This window comes from Tolypothrix sp. VBCCA 56010, assembly GCF_050875635.1.
Classification (GTDB): domain Bacteria; phylum Cyanobacteriota; class Cyanobacteriia; order Cyanobacteriales; family Nostocaceae; genus Hassallia.
Genome location: NZ_JBPAOH010000139.1, coordinates 1 through 21,164 on the forward strand (window position 1 = coordinate 1; position 21,164 = coordinate 21,164).

A 21,164-nucleotide genomic window follows, 5' to 3' on the forward strand; every position below is an offset into this window, starting at 1 on the left:
AAAGTCAAAAGGAGCGATCGCACACTTGGTAAGTGTGAGGCATCAATTAGTATTGCATCGTCCGTAAAACTTGCATTAACTGCTAACGCTATCAACAACTTGGTGTCAATCATTTTTTCTTGGTTTTATCCTTTCTGCATTGCAGCACTAGTTGATAGAGGTCATGTAACTTTTCAGGCTCGAAACCTAGAGCTTGTCCTAAAAGTACAAAACTAATTCCATTTCGTTCCCTGTCACCACATAGGAGAGAAATGAATTTTTTAATTTGGTCAAAGTCGTCTTCTGTAATTACCGATGAATTATATTTGATGTTTTCCTTCCCCTGCCTTCTTTGTGCAAGTGCTGTTTCTACGGTTGCTTCCACTAAATTGCTTACTGTCCGATGCTCTTGTTTTGCCCACTCTTCTAGTTCCTCCTTTGAGGTTTCTTCAATTCCAAAGTTGATGCGTGGTCTTCGATACTGTCCTTGTGGCATTAATTATTTTTAATCCAGTACTATCTATTAATCTCTACATAAATCTACTCGCATAACTCAAAAACATAAAGATTCGTAAAACTAGTAGGTTGCAGTACTTGACAGTAGATGCCACTTAAATCTACTATAGCAACCATAGACCAGAAAAGCCCATACCCCTTACACCAAGCCGAATTCAGGTAATTTCCGGTGACAGAGCTTTATTGTCTGAAAATGCGTAAAACCTGTAAGGAAAAGGGCTGCAACGAATTTAAGGAGAAAATTGAGAATGATTGCAACTCAGCCAATGTCGGCTGAAAATTCCCAATGCCCATTATTAATTCCCACAGGAGTCGATACCGGGGCAGGATTGGTGAAGATTGTTTTTGGCAGTGGTGCGTCTCAAACGAGAGTCCGCACCCCATCAAAAGTTTTGGAAATTAGGGAAGAATTGCATGACAATTTGTCATCACCGGAGGGCGGGCATTTCTTTTACCACGACGGCGACAGAAAAGATTTAATTGGTCGTGAATTTCTCACTGGCACGTTAGCCAACTGGAAAGCACCAACCACTCACATTAAATTGAGTGACGATCCAGCACTAAAAGTAGAGTACTCGCTGCATACATTATTGGGTGCTTTAGCGACATTGCCCTATCAACCACATTGGAACTTGCATTTAATCTTGAGTATTCATAATGCCAAGATTTTTAAGGAATTATTGACAACTAAAATAGCGGGTGTTCACACCGTTAGTTTTGGGGGTAAAAACAATTCCACCTCTCAAATCAATTTAACTGTTGCACGAGTTCTGCCAGAAGGTGCTGGCTCATATTCTTATTGCGTTGCTGCCAACCCGCCATTAATAGATCGCACGGGAACTGCAATTGCTCTTGATTTGGGAACGTCAACAGTTATCGCTACAGTGTTCGCACCTGGGGGGAGTATTATTCACCGCCAAGTTTTAGAAGTTGGTGGCTGTATTGATTTATTGAGTGCGATCGCCACTGACAGTGAATTAATTAAAATTCTCGGAACTGGCAAATCTGGTAGTGTGGAAACAATACGAATTGGGATTGAGAACACCACATTTGGGTACGGTACTCGTGATTTTAATTTCCGCTCAATTTATGCTCGGCACTTAAAAGCGTGGTTAAGGGACCGGTTGCGTTTAGTCGCCAAAGAAATTGAAGAGTGGCGCGATGCATCTCAAAGTTTTGTCGCCTGGGGTGGTGGTGTTGAGATGCCAGGTGTCTCAAAAATGCTTGCTGATAAGAAGATTGTTGCTGTCTCCAATGGCTCTTGGGCTAATGCAATTGGGCTGCAAAGAATGTCGTCAGGAATTTTGGGGAGGACTAAATAATGGCTGAGAACATAAGAGTAAGAATTGAGCCGGACATCGAACAATACTTAAAGTCTCAATCATTGCGAGTTTTGGGAAAGTCATCAGAGAAAGTAACAACTTCCGATTTAACAACTTTGGTAAACCGAATTGTTTACGAACACAGACAAGCGCATCAATTAATGTCTCTCGTCCCAATTACGAGAATTTTCAATTGGTTATCAAGCTTAAGCCCTGTAAATAAAGTTGTGACTTTAGCTTCAAAGACCGGTGAACAACCAGTACTACAGCAAGCAGATGATTTTGATTTTGATGCAGATTTAGCCGACAAGTTTGAAGAGGCAGCGTAACACCGAGGTATTGATTAGCGCTAAACCATCTAGAAAATTCATAGGAGAAAACAATGGACGAACTGACCGAAGTATTAGTATTTGACGACGCGACCGGCGCTGAAATTTTACTGAAGCTGGACGCGATCGCAACCCAACTAAACGATTTCAGATCCAAGCATCCGCACACTTACAGCTACTTGTGCGAAACCGCGACCGGAACCGGCGATATGAGTTTGGGCGATGCAATCAGCGCTTTGAATTGGGCAGCCAATCATATTGCAGAGGGTGGTGAATCATGACGATTGAAGATTTCGCTTCATTGCAAGATATTGATCTTGGCGACCTTATCGGTCTGTTATTCTCTCAAACCGGGTTAGTGGTATCTCCAGACACCCACTTTGAAGATATATCAGTTCACTACTACGGACGAATTGGAATCATCGCTTGGGCTTTGAAAAAAGATTAAGCGCGATCGCCCCTCTGCCAAGACAAGCGATCGCCACATCGAACACCTTCAAGTACCCGAATATGCAGATTTTAGCAGCTTCATTGATTTTGGCAATCGTTGTACCGCCCCCATCCGAGCCAGAACCGCAACACCGGGGGGGAGGCAGGCGGTTACAAGTCCCTCAAACAATCATCATTTATACCACGACCCAAGGATTTAACTATGTCTGAATACGTTTTTCAAGAAGAGGAAGAACCGATTTACCCTCCCTTCACTGGGACATGGTTTGTTGAGAATTATCCAACAATTGACCATCATCAATACGCAGTAGCCTTTGGTCAGTTCCTGGGGAATGGCATTCACCCGGACACCGCGAACGAACTAGCTTTTGGGTTGCACTCAGCTATTAGCCAAATTAGCGATGACCCCTTTGACCCACTGCGAGTTACTGCGGTAAACATCTTTGATCGGCTAAACGAGATGAACTATTGGGAGTTTTCGGCTCTTGAGGATGGCGATCGCGAACCCGACAACTTTGTTTTCGCTGACTAAACATTAGTGTTCTCTTTGGAGATTTTATGATTGACAACGATTTCACGCTGCTTGACGAGATGAAAGAAAGTTGGGGACAGAATGAGTGAAGCCCTCAACAACTCTGAAAGACTCTGGCTACTTTCATCTTTGACTGGAACAATGACCGCAAATGCGACAGAAAATTACGATCCGAATCTTGTAGGCAATCACATAACGTCAGCTACTGAGAGATTTGACGAACTATCTTTCTACGAACAATTGGCGTTAGCTGAGGCATTGCTTAATCAAATCAAGCATTACCGACATCACGAATAAACATCCTGGGGCGTTATAAGCGCCCCACTAAAACTATGTCATCTAGATCCGACAAATATATTTTCCCTACCGCAGTAGCCGCACTTGGGGGAGCCTTAATCATCGCTCCACTATTTATCCAAGCCCCCAGTGAATACACAACTTTTGCAACTAAAAAACAATTGGCAGCTAGCGAGGAAGTGAATCGCGATCGCATCCAACAAAGAAAGACGACTGCCGAGTTAATTCAAAAAACTGGACTGTTACCAGAGGGTAAAACTCTACGGTTAATTGACTATGACAACAACAGCAAGCGCCCTCGGATAAAGAGCCAAACACTTCAACATTATTTAGCGGATGAAGTGGTGTTCGTGTACGACCGCAGCAACATTTGCGCCGGCAGAATTCAAGATCGCAAATTTATTTGGAAGGGTGACACGTCAACAGCCTGCACAAACGCACCAGTAATTAGCTCAGATAACTAGGAGAAATTATGGAAAGTAACAAACCACCTTTAACAACTTCAGATGGTCGAACACCTTTAAGCAGTCCTAGCAAACAGCAGAAAAATAAATCAGATATTTTTCATACTCTTGCTAAATGGCTTGTTGTTTTAATTTCAATTATCCCCCGCTTTTTAGCTTCAATTATGGAGCATTTTTCAGAAGCTGGAAGTGTGGGTGCTGTTGCACTTGGTTCGTTAGTCTTTACAGTTGGGGTTTTATTCACGGCTGATTCGTATTGGCAATCTTTATTTGAAGGCGCTGCACTCTTCCCCTTCTTTGAGCAAACTTGGGCTGGTTGGTCGTGGGTCCCTGGCTTTAGTTTCTTCCCACCAAAAGCGTGGGCAGGAATTATTTTTAATCCGGCTTTCATCTTTGCCGTCGCCCTCAGCTTTGTTATCCAAATAATTCAGTCAGCAACGATTCGCAATGCTGCATTTGGAGTAAAGGCTGTTAGTGGGGTATCACCAAGGACAGTTGGATTGATTGCGATCGCGTCTTGGTCATTCGATTTAATTCAAACTTTCAGCAGTCGCAATCCCTTACAGTTTTCCGACCCTGGTGATATTTTTAAGTGCCTTGTTTATAACTTGTTTTCAATTGTTGCTGCTGAATTGGGCTACGTCGTTTATCGGATGCTGAAAGGTTAATTAAACGCGATCGCGTAAAGCGTGAGGCTCCTCATCAACTGGGGGCGATCGCCTGTCAATATTTCACTCTTATCATGGAAGACAAACCACTTGTACCACGGCTAGAAACGCCACAGACCGCGCATATTCGTGCGTCTTACCCTACGATTGAATACCTTGAAAATGATTATGTCGCTGATTGGTTAAAGGAGCGATGTGACCAACTTTTAGAACTGGGAAGGGAGGAACGTTCCGGCATTAACGCCAATAAATTAATATCTGGTGCAGTATTAACCACTGGCTTTTTTCTTCATGCCTTATCACCGCTTGCACCCATTGGTGTGGTGCTGGGACTGGTGGGTTATGTGCATGGATGTTTTTTGGATGCTAGCCGCACCGGTTCATTCTCCCCACTCCCATTTGTCCGGGGGAATATTTTAGATTTAGCAGGTACTTTAGGTAACGCGGAGCTAAGGGAATTGCAAAGTAATGAGGCAAACGAATTTGAACAACTTCAACATTACCTTTCTCCAAGAGAACGGAAAGAGTATGAATTTCTAAATACTCATTTTGCACTGTTAACTGACTATTTAACCCAAGTAGAGCCTCTCAAAAGGTTTCATGCGTACCGATGGATTTTTGACAGCTTTCTTCAATTTAAGGGTGCGCTTCCAAACTTTGAACAGGTGACAGCGCATTTGCTTAATGTCGCACCGGACTTGAGAGTTGATAGTGTGAGAATTGAGGCGATTGAAAAACACCGCGCAGAACTAGAAGTTAAAAAGCCGAAATTTATTGAACCGAAGTTACCTAAATTTATCAGTAACGAGGAATTGTACGGTGACGCTAATTACAAACCAAATCAACCGATTTCCTTACCTGAATCAAAAGAACCTACTCAGAATGGTAGCTCCTCGTTGTCTGCACCTGATGATGTATCTAAAATGAACCAAAACGCCTGGGATATTTTACAGGCGCTGGTAACTGATGCCGATAAAAGTAAATTGGGTGGCTGCGTTATTCTCGCTGCACCAGGCGCGGGTAAGACAACCTACCTGGGTACGGCTTGGGGGCGCTTAAAACAAACCTATGGCTCACGCTTTAACTCTTTAGCCATTGTCGTAAAGGATGATGATGTTGAGGCTTTTAGAGGTGTTTCTGATAATTGTTTAGGTGTGGAGGATAGTCCGCGATCCTCTGCGATCGCAATCCTACGATTTATAGATTCATGTAAGCGTCAGGATGGGTACATTAAGCGCTTATTTCTGGATGACTTTTTGACTATGAACCAGGTATTTAAAGCGGCATTGGGTGGGTTGTTTATTAACCCGACAACCTTTGATGTTGTTCTTTCCAAAAAAGAGGACATTGATGCACAGCCTCTATTACCTACTTTATACGCCGCACTTAATAAACTGTGGTTGGTCGGTCGTGAGAATAACGCCGCACTTTGGGTATCTTCTCACTCTTCCAACGTTGACGCATTGCCGTTCGTAGGCTCACGCGAATCTCGTTCTGTCGGCACTATGATTTTTCTAGCTCATAACGATAAGCGTGAGTTTATTGAGCAGGCGCTTAACAATCCTAATTTGATAGCAGATAATTTAACGCGACAACAAATTAAGACACAACTTGACAGTGTTGAAGAGGAAGTTCATGTCCCATTGGTGTTAGCTAATTTCAACAATTGGACATTTGGTATTGTCCCATCCGAGGTTCATGACGAGTATCAGCAATTTAGGAAGGAATGGTCAACTGTTTTGCCAACAGTTAAACCAGCAGCAGAGAAGTTAAGCGACGTAATTAAGAGCTTAGAGAAGTCGTTGCAGGCTAGCAATGAAATCACCTTTGAAGGCACAACCGAAGTTGAAGGTAAAGAAGAAAGCGAGAAGGTGGAGGTGGAACCAATTACTAATCCTGTCTCAGATAAAGTAATGCAGTATTTTGATTCTGCTAAGAACAAAGAGCCTAAGATGCTCCGAGATTTAAAGAAGGCTGACAGGCTAGCAGGGATAGAAGATGTCCTACTAACTATTGCTTTAACCGAGTTAGTTATGAGGGGACGACTGACTTTTAATGGAAAAGATAGCTGGTCAAAAGTGGGTTGGTAGATTTAGGGTCCGTGATGCCGTGAGCTTAAAAACCAAGCCCCTACCCCCCTTTTGAGCCACGGCAGAGCTTCACGGCATCACGGCGTTCGTCACGGCATCCCTTACCCAGAGCGTGCCGTAGCCACGGCAGATATCACGACACGTCACGGCGCACATCGGTATCCACGGCAATGTCACGACCCTCAATCAATGGTAGTAGTCACTTTTTAAATAGACCAATCAATCTACTAGGAAATATCATGAGCAGAATGAACATAGACCTTGAAGGAGCAGTCATTTACGGAAGCGCTATTTTTATAGTAGGCAGTGCAACCCTTTTCACTTTGTCAACAAGTGCAATGATTGGTTATGGTATTTTTGGTAAACCAATTCCAAGGGTGTTGCAACAATGCTTAACTCTAGGTGCTGGCTTCACGGTCGGCGGGACTGTGTTTGCTTGTGGGGTGGTAGCTTCTGAAGATTACAGAATTGAATCACAACACGCGATCGCAGAGGGGAAGAAGCGAGAGGCGGAGGCGAAAAAGGCAAACAGCATGTGTGTTTATTGCAGATACTTTGATGATAATTGGGAACTGCAATGCGCGGTGCATCCGGCTACTGTTTGCACTGAAGCTGCTAAAAACTGTCCTGATTTCTCATAGCCTTTCCACGCTTAACCGGACATGAAAAAATCCCTCAACCAATCTGGAAGAGGGATTTTCATTTTGGCTTAAGATAACCAGTCTTACTCCACATGCAACGCGCATTTTCATGAACTGGCGGTAGAGCAATTAACAGCAATATAGTTAATGGTTTTTTGTAAATCCTATTCTTCAATCGCCGCAGAATACGGCGTAGATATAATAGTTGTGAAATTGCCGTGATCGCATTTTTTTATAAGTGCAATATACTTTAGCTATTCATCTAATGGACTAGCTAAGAAAATCACCTCAAGGTCTTGCACTTTCGCTCCCCTTGGTAATACTGAAGCGGAAATTGAAGTAACCAAAATAGCCGACTCACCAGGACGCAAAGTAGAATTACCGATATTAGTAACAAACCCAGTGTCAATAACCTGGTTGTATTCCTTCAAAATCAGGTTGTACTCAATTGCATGAACTTGCCTTAGCGTACTTCCTTTATTAACAACTTTAACACCTATAGATATGTCGTTAATACCGGGGAAGCAGTTTTTTTGGCAGGGTACTATTACCTTATCAACAATTGTTAAAGGAGAGCTGGAAATGCTAAACTGCTCGGTTCGTCCGGTAATGCCGCGAACAGTCCTATCTTGATTAACCGAGCCAGGAGTACCGGTAAAGCACTCTTCCTGTCCAGTTTTGGGATTTAGCCAAAAATTCGCACAGCTAGAGTTTTGTGCGTGTACTTGACTTGTTGGATATATAAAGCTACTTAACGCGATTGCTAAAATAAGTTGTTTTAACATGATTTTTGCTTTACCAACCACGAGCGCCAATACGCCGACAAATGAATTGCATAGCATTGCTAGCAGCAGAACCTTGCTGATATTGAAATTCCTGCCTTTTCTTAGATTCGCTTAATTTCACCCCATCACGGGTATAAGAGACACTGCCAGTAGCGAAAAGCCTTGCCTCACCACAACTTACATTGAAACTGTTAACCAAAACTTGTTCACTTGACAGAGACTGATAAATCTTAAAATTAGTGCCTCGAATACTTTTTATATCAAGCAGCATCGGACTTCCAGCACTATTAAAACCTAAATTGACAAATTTATCCGAATCTTGCCCAGAAGCGCTCGCAATAAAACCAGTCACTGAAATAACAGCACTTGTCAAGCCACAAACTAAACGCTGAAGGTAGACCATACTGAATACTATGTAAGAAATATTTTTATTTATCCAAATGTAACCCTCCGTAATTAGTTGCTGGTGCGGCAAAGCCACTGAAGTTAAGTTAAAGATTGTGTGTGCCTTTCAAGTTATCTGCGGAAATTCCGCAGACGATATTGTTGTTTAGTTGTTTTAGGCAACTATTGTTAAAATCACAGTGAGCGCGATCGCGTGAAATAATTAGAAAAACAACTGTCATGACGATCGCATCTTTAATTTATGCTAGGGATGAGTTTCAGTTGCTTCCATATTTCATCACTGGTCATTGTCCAATGTCGTAACTAATTCCTTCAAGTCCCTTATCAACTGCGCGGCGCTATTAGCCCGGTATCCTTTGTCCTTTGATTCATGCTTCGTCAGCATAAGTTGGATTGCATTTAGAATCTGTTGCTGACCTTGGGACAAATTTTCTTCAGTGCGATCGCCACACTGAAGTAACTCAATTTCTTTTTCCAATTCCCCCAACAAATCATTTTTCACAATCAACTCTTTACTTAAGAGAGAGTTTTCAGCTTTTAACTGCTTGCGCTCAGTCTTAGCTCCTTTTAAATCAGTCTCTAATTTTTTATAGCGTTCGGGGGAGGGAGCAGAAGCTTTCCCCCTTTCTACTCCCCCAACTTTGTTTCAACCACCTGTAAACGGCTGTTTACACTATGTAGATGTTGGGCGATCGCTTCACTGATTAGCTCGGTTAAGTCCGCCGCTGGGGGTAGGGGAATTTGCCCACCGAGAGCATCAACCACAATTCGCCTTGCAGCATCGTTAACTGATTCCCCTTGCTGACATTGTTCGGAAAGTTTGGGCAGTAATTCCTCTGGGAGGCGAAATGAAATTATCTTACTTGCCATTGTCTACGCCTATGTTTACGATATTGTATACAAGCAGTTTAACACTTGCGTTTACGACTGTATACAACATCGTTTACAAGTGGCAGTAGTAATGAATTGTGGATTGATTATCAACTGTTTACGTATGCGTAAACGAGGTGTAAACAGTTAGTTGTAAAGGAACGCGATCGCATTCCTCCTGACAACACGAATGCGAACTGACAAGTCAGCTATCGCAAACGCAAACTTTACACGGGTGGAGTGAAAGCCTTTTTATGCATCCGTTCGTTGAAATCATAAGCAGGAGCTATGCTATCCAATATGTTTTGCGAGTTATAAATTCTCTCTTGCATATTTGGTGAGTGGTGCATCGCCTTTGCAGCTCCTTTTAGTTCAGCGTTGGTAGCTTGTTTGTTATTAAGGTAAGTAACATACATTTTTCTAAGTTCTTTAGGCGTAACTGGTATCCCCGTTTCCTGAGCAAATACTTGTTTTATACGACCACGCCAATCACCTGCATTTAATCCTTCGTATTTTATCGATCCTCTGAAAAAGAAGTTGTGATTGCATTTCTGTTTATACTCTCTTCCTTCGTTAAGCCATCTATCAATATATTTATAAAGTTTTTGACCATCTGAAAATCGCACATTTGGCATTATTCCCCAATACTCGCCGTAAATCTTACCAGTTTTGTAGTCACCCGGCATCAAATGAATATACCAAGTGGCTGCGCTGGGGTCTTGCATCTTACTTACTGGCGTAAACCTACCTCCCTCATGTATACCGTAAACGAAAGTTTCTCCAATTTTCAATTCGTAATACGTTCTTGCTCTATCTACAGGAATTAAGAGCATAAAAGCTAAAGATAAAAATGTTTGTAAATTATTTACGATGGCATTCTTATTTCTTATTTTTCCATAATAGTCCTTAGTCGCATCAGCTTTTTGTCTACAAAGCTCTAAAAGGTTTATTGCTTCTTCCCAAGGAATGCTTTTATCTGCGTGAGCAACAGAAGGTGGTGTAGACTTAGCGTCTTTGCTAAGAATCTTAGATAATTGGTTAAGTCTTCTCATTATCGGCAACTCAGTTTCGTCGATGTAATCATCAGTACCTAGCTCGTTTCTAAATACAAATTTAGCTACCGCAATGTAAGTAGCGAGAGTTATTGCTTGGGTCCTTGGATGACCTCCTACAAAATTAAGATATTCTTGGATAAGGTTTCTATTTTTATTAGCTAAATCTACAGCGTCTTCCCTAGCGGAAGCTTTTTCAAGCATGTGTTTAGACTGATTGTATTTTCCTTTGGAGTTAGTCGCCTTTTCTTTAGGGATATTTAATTGGATAAAATTTATAATTGATTTTAAGCTTAATTGCTCTAGAGGCAAGCCCTTATATCTGTGTAACCAACCCAATATTTGATAAATTCTTGCCATATCTTTTATAATAGTTGCTTCGGAACAATTATGATTTTGACATCTAAAAAATTTAAATGTTTTTAGTTCTTTAGCTAAATCCTCATTTATGTAATCTGTTGGATATATTAATTCCCCACTCATCACGTTTGAGTTACTATATCTAGCCATGAGAGCGTAAGCTTGCTTATGATGTTTACCGTGATAATTTCCCTTTTTTTTTCTTCCGCTGCCTTTTTGCTGCCTCTTAAATAAAGTAGATTTTGTTTCAGAAGCGGCAGTTTTGCCTGTTGATTCGGCTTTTAAATATCCATTGTTTTGTGTCCAATCAACAAACGACTTATAGGCTGATTTGTAACTTTTACTGTTTGCTTTGCTTATTTTCTTTGCTTCAAAAGCTTGTGACAAAACTTTTACTGAATCAATTAATAAAGTAATGGGTAAGGTTTTTAGAAAATCTTCAATAGCAATTCGTTCGCGGGGAGTTGTGCGATCGCCTAATGGTGCTTGACCACCCCAAACCGAAATAAGGTATCTTCCTATCGTGCTAATCAGCACTGACGACTGATTTTTGTATTCTGGAATTGCGGAATACGCAGAGTAAGCGTCAAAAATTGTTTTGGTTGCCATAGGTGATATACATCTCAACGGATTAGCTTTGATATTTAGTCCAAACGCTTGGACTAAATATAAGTTAAATAAATGTCTGTCTAATTAGACTATATCACCTTTTTAGATTAAACTCTACTCGCACAACAGAACCTGGGAGAACATACACAGAGTCTCCGGTCAATCCCGGTGGCGCGTTCCGTATCGCGTTCGGACAGTATAAAGCCTGGAAGGTTGGCATTCATTATGGCTCTGGAGCGCACCCACACGAAGCATTGGTTCAGACCGGGGAAATAAAAGGCTATCGTGATTACAACCGCGACTATAAGAGGACCGGCGATCGCTTAGTTTCGGGTTCTGATTTCGCTGTTAACCAGCACTCAGGATTTGATTTCCCCACAAATAACATTGGGGGGGCATCGGCGGGGTGCTTGCTGCGACGCAAGTGGGATGACCATTACGAGTTTATGAAATTAGTGAAAAAAGACGCTCGTTATTTGTGCGATCGCAATTATGAATTTATGACGACGGTTGTACCTGGGGATAAACTGTAGACATTTTGACGTGCATTTTTAACTTTTATGCACGTCTTTTTATAACAGATAGCCTTGCAGGTGATATAAGGATGATGAAATTGGTAATATAGCTAAATCACCCTCATGTTAAGCGCATAATACACGCATAAACCAAACTTATATATGCCTTAGCCTGAAGGTATTTGACCATGATAAAAAACCTGGAATCTATGCAGACCAAAGCTTTCAGGCAGAAATTTAAGTTTAGGCGCTTGGACTAAAGCTGTGTACAATGTGATTGTTGCTCGCTTAATTTGTATGGCAGGGAAAGCAAAAAGTAGTGATAAGCATAAAATGCCCAAAGGGTATCTTGAGGGCAAAGCTAGGAGAAGGGGTGTGCCTATTATGCACGAAGAGGTTAAAAGAAACTTTAATGTCACCCTAACGCCAACAGCGATTGACTTGATATCAAAAGCTGCTAAAGCTGGTGGATTTTCCCGGTCGGAATTTATTGAGAGGTGGGCAAGGGAAAATTTAAGTCCGAGTTAGCGATCGCACGATTAATAAGTATGTGTAACTGGTGCATATGAAGAACGCTCATCAAATGACTTCTCAGTAGTACTGCATTACTACTAAGTGATGTTACTAAGCGTATATATCAAAAGTGAAATTGATGAACTTTGTGCAAGGGCGCGATCGCATTATTGTAGCGCCAACAAACTTTAATCAACCGCGTTTGCGAACCCGCCTATAAATCAGCGGGGATGCACCTGGCACCGGCTCCCACGCCCAGCCCAACGGGTCCCTAGAACTTGTCCACTCAAAAAACTTTGTGCTATAATCACGCCGCTTATAAATAGTAGATGGATTTACTTTAAGCCTTTTAGCTAAATCAGCCTGCGAAAGAACCTCAGAAGTAGGTTGATTGACGACAGATTGAATCTGCTTTTCTAACGCGGTCAACCGCTTTTCCATTGCTTGTATACGACTGTCTACAACCTCGTCTACAGAGCCTCTAGGCTGTAATGTTACGCCAGCAGCTTGAGCTAGAATTGCCAGCACGTAATCAGTGCGGGTCGAATTAAGCTCCGAAGCTTTGGCATCCAACTTGTCTAGAAGGTTTACCGGAATTCTGACGGATAATGGTACTGTAGACATATCGTAAACACTTGTAAACGTGTTATTATACCTAGTAGTATATCAACTACAACGGCAGATACATCGCGCTGCTGTCGTCAGGTCTGGCGTGCAGGTAGCGGGAAGTTGTAGCAACATTTGCGTGACCCAGCGTTGATTGTACCAAGCCGATATTTGCACCGCGTTCTAAGCTGTGTGAGGCGTGGCTGTGTCGTAAAAAATGCGGAGAAGCTTTTGTAGTGATTTCAGCTTTTTCTGCCGCAGCTTTGATAATTACATTGATAGTTTTGCGATCAAGATGCTTTTTCCCTTTACCATTTCGGCTGGGAAATACCGGGTCAAGTTCTGAAGCATCACCTTTAAGTTGTAGCAATTCGTCCCAGAGGGTTTTAGGTAGTAATATAGAACGAACGCGATCGCCTTTTCCCAACACAGTTACTTGACCGCTGTCGCCGCGTGGTGCTAAATCTTTCCACTTTAGGGCTACTAGTTCGCTCACCCTCAGCCCAGCACCGTACAGCAACCGCAAAATAGCCCGATTGCGTGGGTTTTTTTCGCCACTCCAAATCAGGCGCGTAATTTCCGACTCGCTGAGAATTTTTTCATTTAAACTAGTGCGTGAGCTTTTTAGGCTCATCATCGCACCAATGTTGAAGGGAATTATACCCATCTTTGTAGCAAATGTCAACAGCGATTTAACAGCGGAAAGATAAATTGTTTGACTACTGGGAGCCAACCCCAAAGCTTCTAAATGCATGGCAAAATCGTATAAATCCTCCAGCGTCACCGCGACAATTGGTTTCGCCACATACGCCAGGAACAAAGTAATGTAGCGACGATAAGCATCAATTGTTAATTTGGACTTACCGTAAAGCCACATGTCAATTAATTTCACCTGGGCATCAATCGGCGCGAGGTGTGCAAGTTGTTTTCTTTCTTCTGCGTGGACAAGGGCTACAGGCATGTGAAAGTCTTGAGACGGGGCGATAATATCGGACTTGCATCTGATTAATTTTACCCTGTGTACGCACGTTTACACCCGCATACAAGCAAACACAAGTTTTTTGCAGCGCACTTTCACGTCAGCTTGGCTATATCTACGCCTACTCATTGACCACTAACACTTGAAAACAGCAAGTGTTAACTTGGTTAGGAATTAATTAACCAACGTAAATATATGCAAATAACAAATTTGAAAAGTGAGCTATTTGCCGATCTATCGCCACAACAGAAAGAAGCCTTTGAAAGTGCGATCGCGTGGTTTAACGACCCCGACACGCCATTTATCCTACGTGGATATGCTGGAACTGGCAAGACATTCTGCGCCCAACGAATAATTAAAGCGTTGCAGCCCAACGGTAAAATCGCTATCTGCGCTCCTACTCACAAAGCGGTGCATGTGTTAAGAAGAATGGCACAAGAGTACGATCTAAAAAACGTACATGTTGCTACATTGCACTCCCTGTTGCACGTAATGCCGGGAGAATACGACCATGAAGGTCGCCAGAAGCTGAAGGTTAACTCATGGAGTAAAGAGCCTTTTTTCTGTGATTTTGCCTTAGTAGTAGTTGATGAAGCCTCAATGGTCGATTCTGAACTTTTGGTTCTGATAGAAAAGCAAGAGACTCCGACCCTATTTATGGGCGACCCCGCGCAGCTACCGCCAATAAACGAACCCGAATCTCCGGTATTTCAGATGGCGACTGGTTACGAACTAACCCAAGTGATGCGATACTCAGGAGCGATCGCTAATTGGGTAACTGCTATCCGCCAAGATTTATCAGCGCAGTTCCCACCTCGCGCTTTAACATCCGGCAATATTACTAAGTGCCAAAAGGAGGAATGGGAATCTAGATTAATTCTTGCCTTCCAATGTGCGGACAAAGAAGATCCATTTGCAGTGCGATCGCTAACTTGGACTAATCAACGGGCATCAGCAATTAACAGCATAGTGCGTGCAAGCGTCATGGGAGTCGGTGAAGATGAGCCTTTTGTCAAAGGGGAGCAACTCGTAGCGAAGGAGCCAATATTTTTAAGCCAGGGCGATGAATACGTCAATTCCGATGGTATTCGTGTGCGATTAGACGATCCAAAACGGAAGTTTATCTTCATGCAATCTTGCGCCGAGTGTACGGTGAAGGAAGTGCGCTCTGGAACCGCACGAATGGGTCAAGAAAAAATTGACTGCTACTATCTGGATGTTGAAACCGACTTAGGCATAGAGGCAACCCTACCTATGGTTCATCCTGATTCCTGGGAGCGTGTTAAACATTTTGTTAGTAATTGGAAGAAAGAAATTCTAGAACTTCCTAAAGAAGTAAGAAAATATGAATGGATTCAGTTCTACGCTTTCCTCGAAAAGTTCAACTTGGTAGCTGGGCGATCGCTGATGAATCGACTTCAATATGCATACTGCCAAACGATTCATCAATCCCAAGGTGGTACGTTCAAGCAAGTATTCCTGGATCTAGCCAGTGTGTTTGGCTGTCGAGAATCAAAGCTGAGAAATCAGCTTCTGTACGTTGGCGGAAGTCGCGCTTCTGAGCATTTGTATGTTTTGAGCAAGTTTTAAATTGGCGTAGATATAGCCAAGCTGATGTGAAAGTGACCGGGGGAAGTTTCACTCGTAGCGCATTTCACACCAGGGGCAAGATAGTACAAATTTGCCCCTACAGACATGCTCAAGCCTATAGTGGGCGTGACAAAATAGAACTTATGTCTATCTGATTCTACCGTGTACACGCACGTCTACACCCCGCATACGTGAAGGCATATTTGTTCAACGCTTTGTTGAACTATTGTTTCACTATTTGAATACCGAGTTGTGCAGCCCGCTTCACTCACCCACGACTACGAAGAGTAAATCTTGTTAGGATGTATATTTTCAAAGTAGGCAATCGCAGCTTCGCCAAATGCCTTAACTGCACCAGCGCCAATTGCTGGCTGAACTAGTCCTCCCACACCAGGGATGAATCCCGCTATTGTACCGCCAACTCTTGCAAGTAACTGCCCTGCACCCGCTGCGATAATTGCTCCGGCTAGCGCTCCTGCTCCCCCGGCTGCAATTATATCCACATCGTAAATTTGAGCAATGCGAGTTACTACGGCAGCTTGTACCGCAGTTAGGCTCAAGTTAAATGCTGCTGCACCAACAATCGGAATAGCACCAGCAACGCCAGTAGCGGCTCCTCCTCCCATCATCAAAAATAATTCTTCTCTGGCTTGGTCGCGGCAATATTTAGGCATAACACTTTATGTAGGATTTGAATAACAACGGGTTTGTACCCATAACTCCTATAGTTAAAATGCCCAAATTCGGCATTTTGCCGATCGCCTAAAATATTTTAATTTAGTAACATTTCTGTAAATTCTTCTCGCAACTCTGGGGAAAACAGCCTAAAAAGATGCCCAAGTATTGTCGCTTTAGTTTGGATTGACATTTCACTCAGAATTGCACAAAACATTTTGTGTCTATAAACAAGCAACAACGCTCCTATTTCTTTGACGATCTCAACTGACGAGTGGTTATCTGGGTTTTCTGCCAACAGAGGCAAGTAAGTTTTAGCCAGCCAAGAAGTCTCAACGTCTTGCACATGAGTAGCATTATCCCCATTACTTAAGCCCTCTAGTAGCGCAGATAATACTTTTTGGAACTTAGTCCATCCCCCAAATTCCTTGGCAATCTGGCTGATTCTGCCTTGGGTCATATTGGCAGTTTTGGCGATCGCTACTTGAGTTAATTTTTTTCCCGACTCTATTATCTGACGCGCAGCTTGCAGCATGACCCACTTATTTTGTTCATATGCAGTGCCGGCTTCTGGTGTGATGCTGAAGGCTTGGAGGCATTGAAAATTCGCGTCACTGTAAGTATCAAATAAAAAACTCAAATCATAGTCGCCAACAAAGTAATAAGTTAATTGTTCTGTTGGTCTCTTGTGGGAACGCAGTCTGCCTACTTCTTGAATAATTTCACTTTGGACGTGTTCAGAGACGAACAACTGAAACTGTTTTTGTATAGCAGATTGAATGTCTGGATTTGGAGCAAACTCCAAGTCGCTACAAGACTCTTCAGTAAAGTTGGAATTTTCTAACGACACATAACATCCGGTCAAAGTTTGAAACTCGGCTTGCAGTCGCCCGATATTCGGATAAGGTACACCAATGCTAACTAAAGCTGACTTATCTTGAAAACGATTAATCCCTCGTCCATCACGGAAGTGATAGCCTTCGTCATTAGTTGCCTGCGCTTTCCAATCAATAAAAGCAATTTTACTTTCACTTTCATCTTGGTGACGCGAAGTTAACTCAGCTTTAAGAGCATTTACTCGTTTAGTTAAACTTTCACTGCGGACTTTACCCAACTTGCCTAATCCAGCAACTTGAATAATCTGTAAATTGCTATAACTAGGTGGGGTTTCTTCCGCAACCAGGATGTCTTGTTGGTTAACGCCCAGTTTTACCGCTAGTAGTTTAGTCGTTAGAGTTGCGTCTAGATAAATATTAAACTTAAAGGCATTCGCAAGTTCGCTGTGGCGATCGTTGCGAGTGTGGACTGTTAATTTTCCGTATTCGCACCGCAAAGACCCACGCTCCCTATTCCATACTTTGAGGAATGGCACAAGCCAGTTTAAAGCAACCGAGTTTATTCCCTTATCTGCTATGCGATAGTTTTGTTGACGCATTATTAGAGACGCAGTATAAGCAGCGGCTCTATATTCTTTCTCAACCGACTTAACATCAATGCCATCTGCTGACTCTAAGAAATTTAAATCGGGAACTAACGCAGTTTCAATTTGATTAATCATGTCTGCCAAGTTTTCCGGTTTGTTTGGTAATAAAGCTCGGATATCAGCATCATCAAAACCATGTCGGGATGTTGGTAAAATTTCCTCCTTGAGGAGATTTCGCAATATAACTCTGAGCGGTCTTAAAGCTGCATGAACTGATGGCAACTTGTTTTCTAACTCACCCATCTGATGCTCAAAGTCCTTCAGTTCAAAGGTTAGATTTTTCGTTGCCTTTAAGAGTGTGCTTGTTTCATCCCAGAAAGCACCTACGGTATTATAATCAAATTCATCGGTTTTTGGAAGACTATCTGGATGCGCTCGCACACAAAGTTGACTTAATGCGTCTCTTCGTAAACTGCGGAATCCGAAGCCAGGACCGCTGGTACTTTGGCAAGCAGATGCTAAATGACAAGTAGCACAAATAGGAGATTCCCTGCCTTCAATATTCGGAATGTTTTTAGAGCGTAGTGCCGCGAACAAGTCAGCTCTAAAACAATTTCCTTGAGTATCTGGTTTTTCGTTACTGTTCGCCCATACTTGAAAATCTTGTCCCAAAGGTGTCTTGCGACTGAAATCTAATTTTAACCCGTTATGCCTTACAGTTAAGTCAGTGTAGTTTTGCTCAACAGTCATCGTTGTCGGATTGCGATGATCTGCGCTTAAGTAAAAGAGTTTTTCAATTCCAAAGTTATCAGGTTTAGCACATCCCGCCTCGTGAGATTTCCCCAGCCCTGGTGCTGAGTTATCAAGGACGTGTTGCCACCCGGCAGTTTGAGTTTCTTCCCAGAACTGCAAACGCTCTTCTCTTTTATAACGAATTTTGGGACAATTTAATTGCTTATATTGTTCTGGTGTCGGCAACGAACCGGGAATATAATCAATGGCTTGAGGAAGTGACGATGCGACGATACGCGCTTTTATTTCGTCGGCTTCAACAAGTACTTCTTTTTTGCGATGAGAGAAGCGACGCATTTGCTTATCGGCTTTTTTAGCAAGTTTGCCGAATAAGTCTTTAATCCATTGAGTTAAACGTTCGTCTCGGTTAGAACTGCGTGCGATCTCTTCAAATTGTGAAAACGTGATGAGAGCAACTTCAACGTCTGCCGATAGTTCATCAATATCGCAATCCGTCTTGCTATATTGTCCCCACCAGGCGACGACGCAATTATAGCCAATTTTAGTTACGAGTTTATAAGTGCGACGATATTGGTTCATCACATTGGGGTTGGCGATCGCCCCAGCATCAACATAGAGAATTACATCTTTTGTGTTGCCAAGTTCATATGACGCATGTTCTAGATAAGATTTAAAAGTGGCTGGTGATCCAGCGAAGTTACCAGCAGCTGCACCCAAAACAATTTGGTTTCGCTTAATAGCTGTGATTTGTGGTTTGAGGATACCTTCGGTTAAACCAATGTATTGAGACTGTAATTGATTTAAAGGACGGCAATAGTTAATTGGGAGTTCACCATTGGGCAAATGGGATGAAGCACCGTAAGTCCGCTTTCTTGTTCTGCTAGATGCCCATTTATATTTACCGCCATCCGAGGCATTATCTGCACGCAGCTGCCAACCAGTAATTAGCCCTTGGGGATTTCTTATTGGGCAGATGTAACCTGCTTGGGTGATGAGGGATTTACCGTGGATGCTAATGCCAGCTAATTTATAACTAACTTCACTCTCTAGTTTTTGCCACTGCTCTACCGAGCAAAACTTCAGAGCGGCGATCTGCTCGTCGGTTAATCCCCGATGTTGTAGATCAGTTTTATGCTCAGGCAAGAGCGATAGTTGAGATAAAACCAAACTAATTTCTTTATTCCGATCTGACTCGGACAGCGATCCAGATCGCCGCTGTTGTTCTGCCTTCAGCCTTGAAAGTTTTTGAAGTTTTTGCTCTTGCTGCCATTGTTCGCGCTGTTGTTGGGTAAAGTTTTGCCCATCATCCTTAACGAACTTACCCCATAATCCATCTTTGGTTAAACCAATAAACTTAAAACTGTTTGTCGCGCTGTGTGCATCCGTAATGTTCATGCACAGCAACACACTTTCAGTTTCCCGACATTTACCCGAAGTATCGCTGCATATCTGGCACGGGTTAAAAGCGCGAGTGGGTGTAAAGCCTTTGTTGTGTGATGATTTAGCGGTGGATTTAGTTGCCGCTTTCTTTTCGGTCAAGTGCTTTGTCATTGAGGCTGATCTCCTGTGCTTTCGGAGACAGCCCTTCTGTTTTTTGCAACTTATGACATTACAGACTTATTTTTCCTACTTTCCCTTCGCTTGAATAGTTGCTATCGTGGAGCTAAGTTTGTTTTGGTTCTTTTTGTCTTTGTTGGAGCGAAGGATTTTGTTGGTCTTTTGTTTGCACGTCTCCTAAACGTGTGAGCGAAAGACGGTCTGCGAGAACAGACAGAAGAGGAATGAAGTCAGAAGCTGCATTAAAACAGAAGAGCCATTTTCCTTATTTACTCTAGATTTGTTTATATGTCACAAAACGCAAAATTACCCAACTGCATAGGTTTTAGCAGTTGGGTAATATTGTTGCGAGTACAAACTCTGATAACTCGCTCGCTTTAACGCAGTGTTGTTAGAGTTGCATTCATTTGCAGATCGATCTAATGCCGTCGTTAAGTGTAGTCGTTGTTGTGTAGTCATCTCTCACATTCCTTTAATTTTGGGATATTATTTTTCTGGTGTGATACTACTCATAAAAAATCCTTACGACAATAAAAGTTACTACAACTGTATCTCTTGCATCCCCAAATTTTCGCATAGCTGGTACATTTGACCATCGCCACCATCAAACAATCTGTAGCGAGTCGTAAATTGCAGATCGTTAGTTTTTGTGGGGTCTGTCGGTTCAAAGCTGCGCCAGGTGTACTCAAATACAGTTTCGCCGCGTTGTCGGACTTCACGCCGGAAATCGTTTAAATCTTGAGCATCCCAGAATTGCGATCGCGTCCAGGTACAAGCCTCCTGCATTGTATGACCAGGGTTAAGGATGTTACAACCGTCGCTCATGATGATTTGTAATTCATCACTAAGGCGCGTAACTCCGGCGCGGCGGGGGTTGTTCATTAATTCATTAGCGATCAATAAAAGTCCGGGGCTAATGGCAACGTTTGCGAACCAGAGCAGTTTGCTGGATTCATCAGTTATTAATGTTTCCATGTTGGTGGCTGCAATGTTAGCAGGTATACGAATATCCCCAGTCCGGCTTTTGATAATTGTCGCTTTTCTATTCATGGCAGATGCCCAACTTGCAAAATGATTTTCAAAAGTCAAAAGGAGCGATCGCACACTTGGTAAGTGTGAGGCATCAATTAGTATTGCATCGTCCGTAAAACTTGCATTAACTGCTAACGCTATCAACAACTTGG

At 42.6% G+C, this 21,164-nt stretch carries 25 protein-coding genes; 14 read left to right on the forward strand and 11 right to left on the reverse strand.

Annotated elements, in window-relative coordinates:
* Positions 1 to 109 precede the first annotated feature (109 nt).
* On the reverse strand, positions 110 to 475 hold the full coding sequence (locus AABK37_RS32115) for a ribbon-helix-helix domain-containing protein (protein ID WP_432555530.1): 366 nt from the start codon (positions 473 to 475) through the stop codon (positions 110 to 112).
* A 268-nt stretch (positions 476 to 743) separates the two neighbouring features.
* Here AABK37_RS32115 and AABK37_RS32120 point away from each other — a divergent pair, with 268 nt between their 5' ends.
* From AABK37_RS32120 to AABK37_RS32170, 11 genes are all read left to right on the forward strand, one after another.
* Positions 744 to 1,817, forward strand: a complete 1,074-nt coding sequence (locus AABK37_RS32120; protein WP_432555531.1) for a ParM/StbA family protein — start codon at positions 744 to 746, stop codon at positions 1,815 to 1,817.
* Positions 1,817 to 2,146: a hypothetical protein gene (locus tag AABK37_RS32125; RefSeq protein WP_432555532.1), complete on the forward strand. Its 330-nt coding sequence runs from the start codon at positions 1,817 to 1,819 to the stop codon at positions 2,144 to 2,146. Before AABK37_RS32120 ends, AABK37_RS32125 begins: the two co-directional genes overlap by 1 nt.
* A gap of 53 nt (positions 2,147 to 2,199) precedes the next feature.
* The gene (locus AABK37_RS32130) at positions 2,200 to 2,427 is read left to right on the forward strand and encodes a hypothetical protein (protein WP_432555533.1); all 228 of its coding nucleotides are present in this window, start codon (positions 2,200 to 2,202) and stop codon (positions 2,425 to 2,427) included.
* Positions 2,424 to 2,594, forward strand: a complete 171-nt coding sequence (locus AABK37_RS32135; RefSeq protein WP_432555534.1) for a hypothetical protein — start codon at positions 2,424 to 2,426, stop codon at positions 2,592 to 2,594. The genes AABK37_RS32130 and AABK37_RS32135 overlap by 4 nt, the downstream gene beginning before the upstream one ends.
* Positions 2,573 to 2,806: a hypothetical protein gene (locus AABK37_RS32140; RefSeq protein WP_432555535.1), complete on the forward strand. Its 234-nt coding sequence runs from the start codon at positions 2,573 to 2,575 to the stop codon at positions 2,804 to 2,806. Before AABK37_RS32135 ends, AABK37_RS32140 begins: the two co-directional genes overlap by 22 nt.
* Positions 2,799 to 3,128, forward strand: a complete 330-nt coding sequence (locus AABK37_RS32145) for a hypothetical protein (RefSeq protein ID WP_432555536.1) — start codon at positions 2,799 to 2,801, stop codon at positions 3,126 to 3,128. Before AABK37_RS32140 ends, AABK37_RS32145 begins: the two co-directional genes overlap by 8 nt.
* Positions 3,129 to 3,209: 81 nt before the next feature.
* The gene (locus AABK37_RS32150) at positions 3,210 to 3,425 is read left to right on the forward strand and encodes a hypothetical protein (protein ID WP_432555537.1); all 216 of its coding nucleotides are present in this window, start codon (positions 3,210 to 3,212) and stop codon (positions 3,423 to 3,425) included.
* A 35-nt stretch (positions 3,426 to 3,460) separates the two neighbouring features.
* Positions 3,461 to 3,889 carry a hypothetical protein gene (locus AABK37_RS32155; protein ID WP_432555538.1) on the forward strand — a complete coding sequence of 143 codons (429 nt, stop codon included), beginning with the start codon at positions 3,461 to 3,463 and terminating at the stop codon, positions 3,887 to 3,889.
* An 8-nt stretch (positions 3,890 to 3,897) separates the two neighbouring features.
* Positions 3,898 to 4,557, forward strand: a complete 660-nt coding sequence (locus AABK37_RS32160) for a hypothetical protein (protein ID WP_432555539.1) — start codon at positions 3,898 to 3,900, stop codon at positions 4,555 to 4,557.
* Positions 4,558 to 4,631: 74 nt separating this feature from the next.
* Complete coding sequence (locus AABK37_RS32165) at positions 4,632 to 6,647, forward strand: hypothetical protein (RefSeq protein WP_432555540.1); 2,016 nt, start codon at positions 4,632 to 4,634, stop codon at positions 6,645 to 6,647.
* A gap of 239 nt (positions 6,648 to 6,886) precedes the next feature.
* Complete coding sequence (locus AABK37_RS32170; protein WP_432555541.1) at positions 6,887 to 7,288, forward strand: hypothetical protein; 402 nt, start codon at positions 6,887 to 6,889, stop codon at positions 7,286 to 7,288.
* Positions 7,289 to 7,542: 254 nt separating this feature from the next.
* Here the strand turns inward: AABK37_RS32170 and AABK37_RS32175 are convergent, their stop codons facing one another.
* The 5 genes from AABK37_RS32175 to AABK37_RS32195 all read right to left on the reverse strand — a co-directional run bounded on the left by AABK37_RS32175 (position 7,543) and on the right by AABK37_RS32195 (position 11,369).
* On the reverse strand, positions 7,543 to 8,073 hold the full coding sequence (locus AABK37_RS32175; protein WP_432555542.1) for a hypothetical protein: 531 nt from the start codon (positions 8,071 to 8,073) through the stop codon (positions 7,543 to 7,545).
* Positions 8,074 to 8,083: 10 nt separating this feature from the next.
* Positions 8,084 to 8,476 (reverse strand): hypothetical protein, encoded by a 393-nt coding sequence (locus tag AABK37_RS32180; protein ID WP_432555543.1) that lies wholly within the window; start codon positions 8,474 to 8,476, stop codon positions 8,084 to 8,086.
* A gap of 279 nt (positions 8,477 to 8,755) precedes the next feature.
* Positions 8,756 to 8,980, reverse strand: a complete 225-nt coding sequence (locus AABK37_RS32185) for a hypothetical protein (RefSeq protein ID WP_432555544.1) — start codon at positions 8,978 to 8,980, stop codon at positions 8,756 to 8,758.
* A 125-nt stretch (positions 8,981 to 9,105) separates the two neighbouring features.
* A complete protein-coding gene (locus AABK37_RS32190; RefSeq protein ID WP_432555545.1) occupies positions 9,106 to 9,348 on the reverse strand; it encodes a hypothetical protein in 243 nt (80 codons plus the stop codon).
* A gap of 227 nt (positions 9,349 to 9,575) precedes the next feature.
* Positions 9,576 to 11,369, reverse strand: coding sequence for a hypothetical protein (locus tag AABK37_RS32195; protein ID WP_432555546.1), 1,794 nt, complete (start codon positions 11,367 to 11,369; stop codon positions 9,576 to 9,578).
* Between the two features lie 254 nt (positions 11,370 to 11,623).
* Here AABK37_RS32195 and AABK37_RS32200 point away from each other — a divergent pair, with 254 nt between their 5' ends.
* Together AABK37_RS32200 and AABK37_RS32205 are read left to right on the forward strand one after the other, a co-directional pair.
* Entirely contained in the window at positions 11,624 to 11,902 is a 279-nt protein-coding gene (locus tag AABK37_RS32200; RefSeq protein WP_432555547.1) for a hypothetical protein, read from the forward strand.
* Between the two features lie 246 nt (positions 11,903 to 12,148).
* Positions 12,149 to 12,412, forward strand: coding sequence for a hypothetical protein (locus tag AABK37_RS32205; protein ID WP_432555548.1), 264 nt, complete (start codon positions 12,149 to 12,151; stop codon positions 12,410 to 12,412).
* A gap of 177 nt (positions 12,413 to 12,589) precedes the next feature.
* On the opposite strand, the gene AABK37_RS32210 is transcribed toward AABK37_RS32205, so the two are convergent.
* Both AABK37_RS32210 and AABK37_RS32215 read right to left on the reverse strand, forming a co-directional pair.
* Positions 12,590 to 13,021 (reverse strand): hypothetical protein, encoded by a 432-nt coding sequence (locus AABK37_RS32210; protein ID WP_432555549.1) that lies wholly within the window; start codon positions 13,019 to 13,021, stop codon positions 12,590 to 12,592.
* Positions 13,022 to 13,067: 46 nt separating this feature from the next.
* Complete coding sequence (locus tag AABK37_RS32215; RefSeq protein WP_432555550.1) at positions 13,068 to 13,964, reverse strand: tyrosine-type recombinase/integrase; 897 nt, start codon at positions 13,962 to 13,964, stop codon at positions 13,068 to 13,070.
* A 228-nt stretch (positions 13,965 to 14,192) separates the two neighbouring features.
* Between AABK37_RS32215 and AABK37_RS32220 the strand changes: the two genes are divergently transcribed.
* Complete coding sequence (locus AABK37_RS32220; protein ID WP_432555551.1) at positions 14,193 to 15,572, forward strand: ATP-dependent DNA helicase; 1,380 nt, start codon at positions 14,193 to 14,195, stop codon at positions 15,570 to 15,572.
* 278 nt (positions 15,573 to 15,850) lie between these two features.
* Here AABK37_RS32220 and AABK37_RS32225 read toward each other — a convergent pair whose 3' ends face one another.
* From AABK37_RS32225 to AABK37_RS32235, 3 genes are all read right to left on the reverse strand, one after another.
* A complete protein-coding gene (locus tag AABK37_RS32225; protein WP_432555552.1) occupies positions 15,851 to 16,246 on the reverse strand; it encodes a hypothetical protein in 396 nt (131 codons plus the stop codon).
* A 98-nt stretch (positions 16,247 to 16,344) separates the two neighbouring features.
* Positions 16,345 to 19,974 (reverse strand): hypothetical protein, encoded by a 3,630-nt coding sequence (locus tag AABK37_RS32230; RefSeq protein WP_432555553.1) that lies wholly within the window; start codon positions 19,972 to 19,974, stop codon positions 16,345 to 16,347.
* Positions 19,975 to 20,520: 546 nt separating this feature from the next.
* Positions 20,521 to 21,164, reverse strand: a 644-nt coding sequence (locus AABK37_RS32235; protein WP_432555554.1) for a hypothetical protein, incomplete at its 5' end; no start/stop codon positions are given.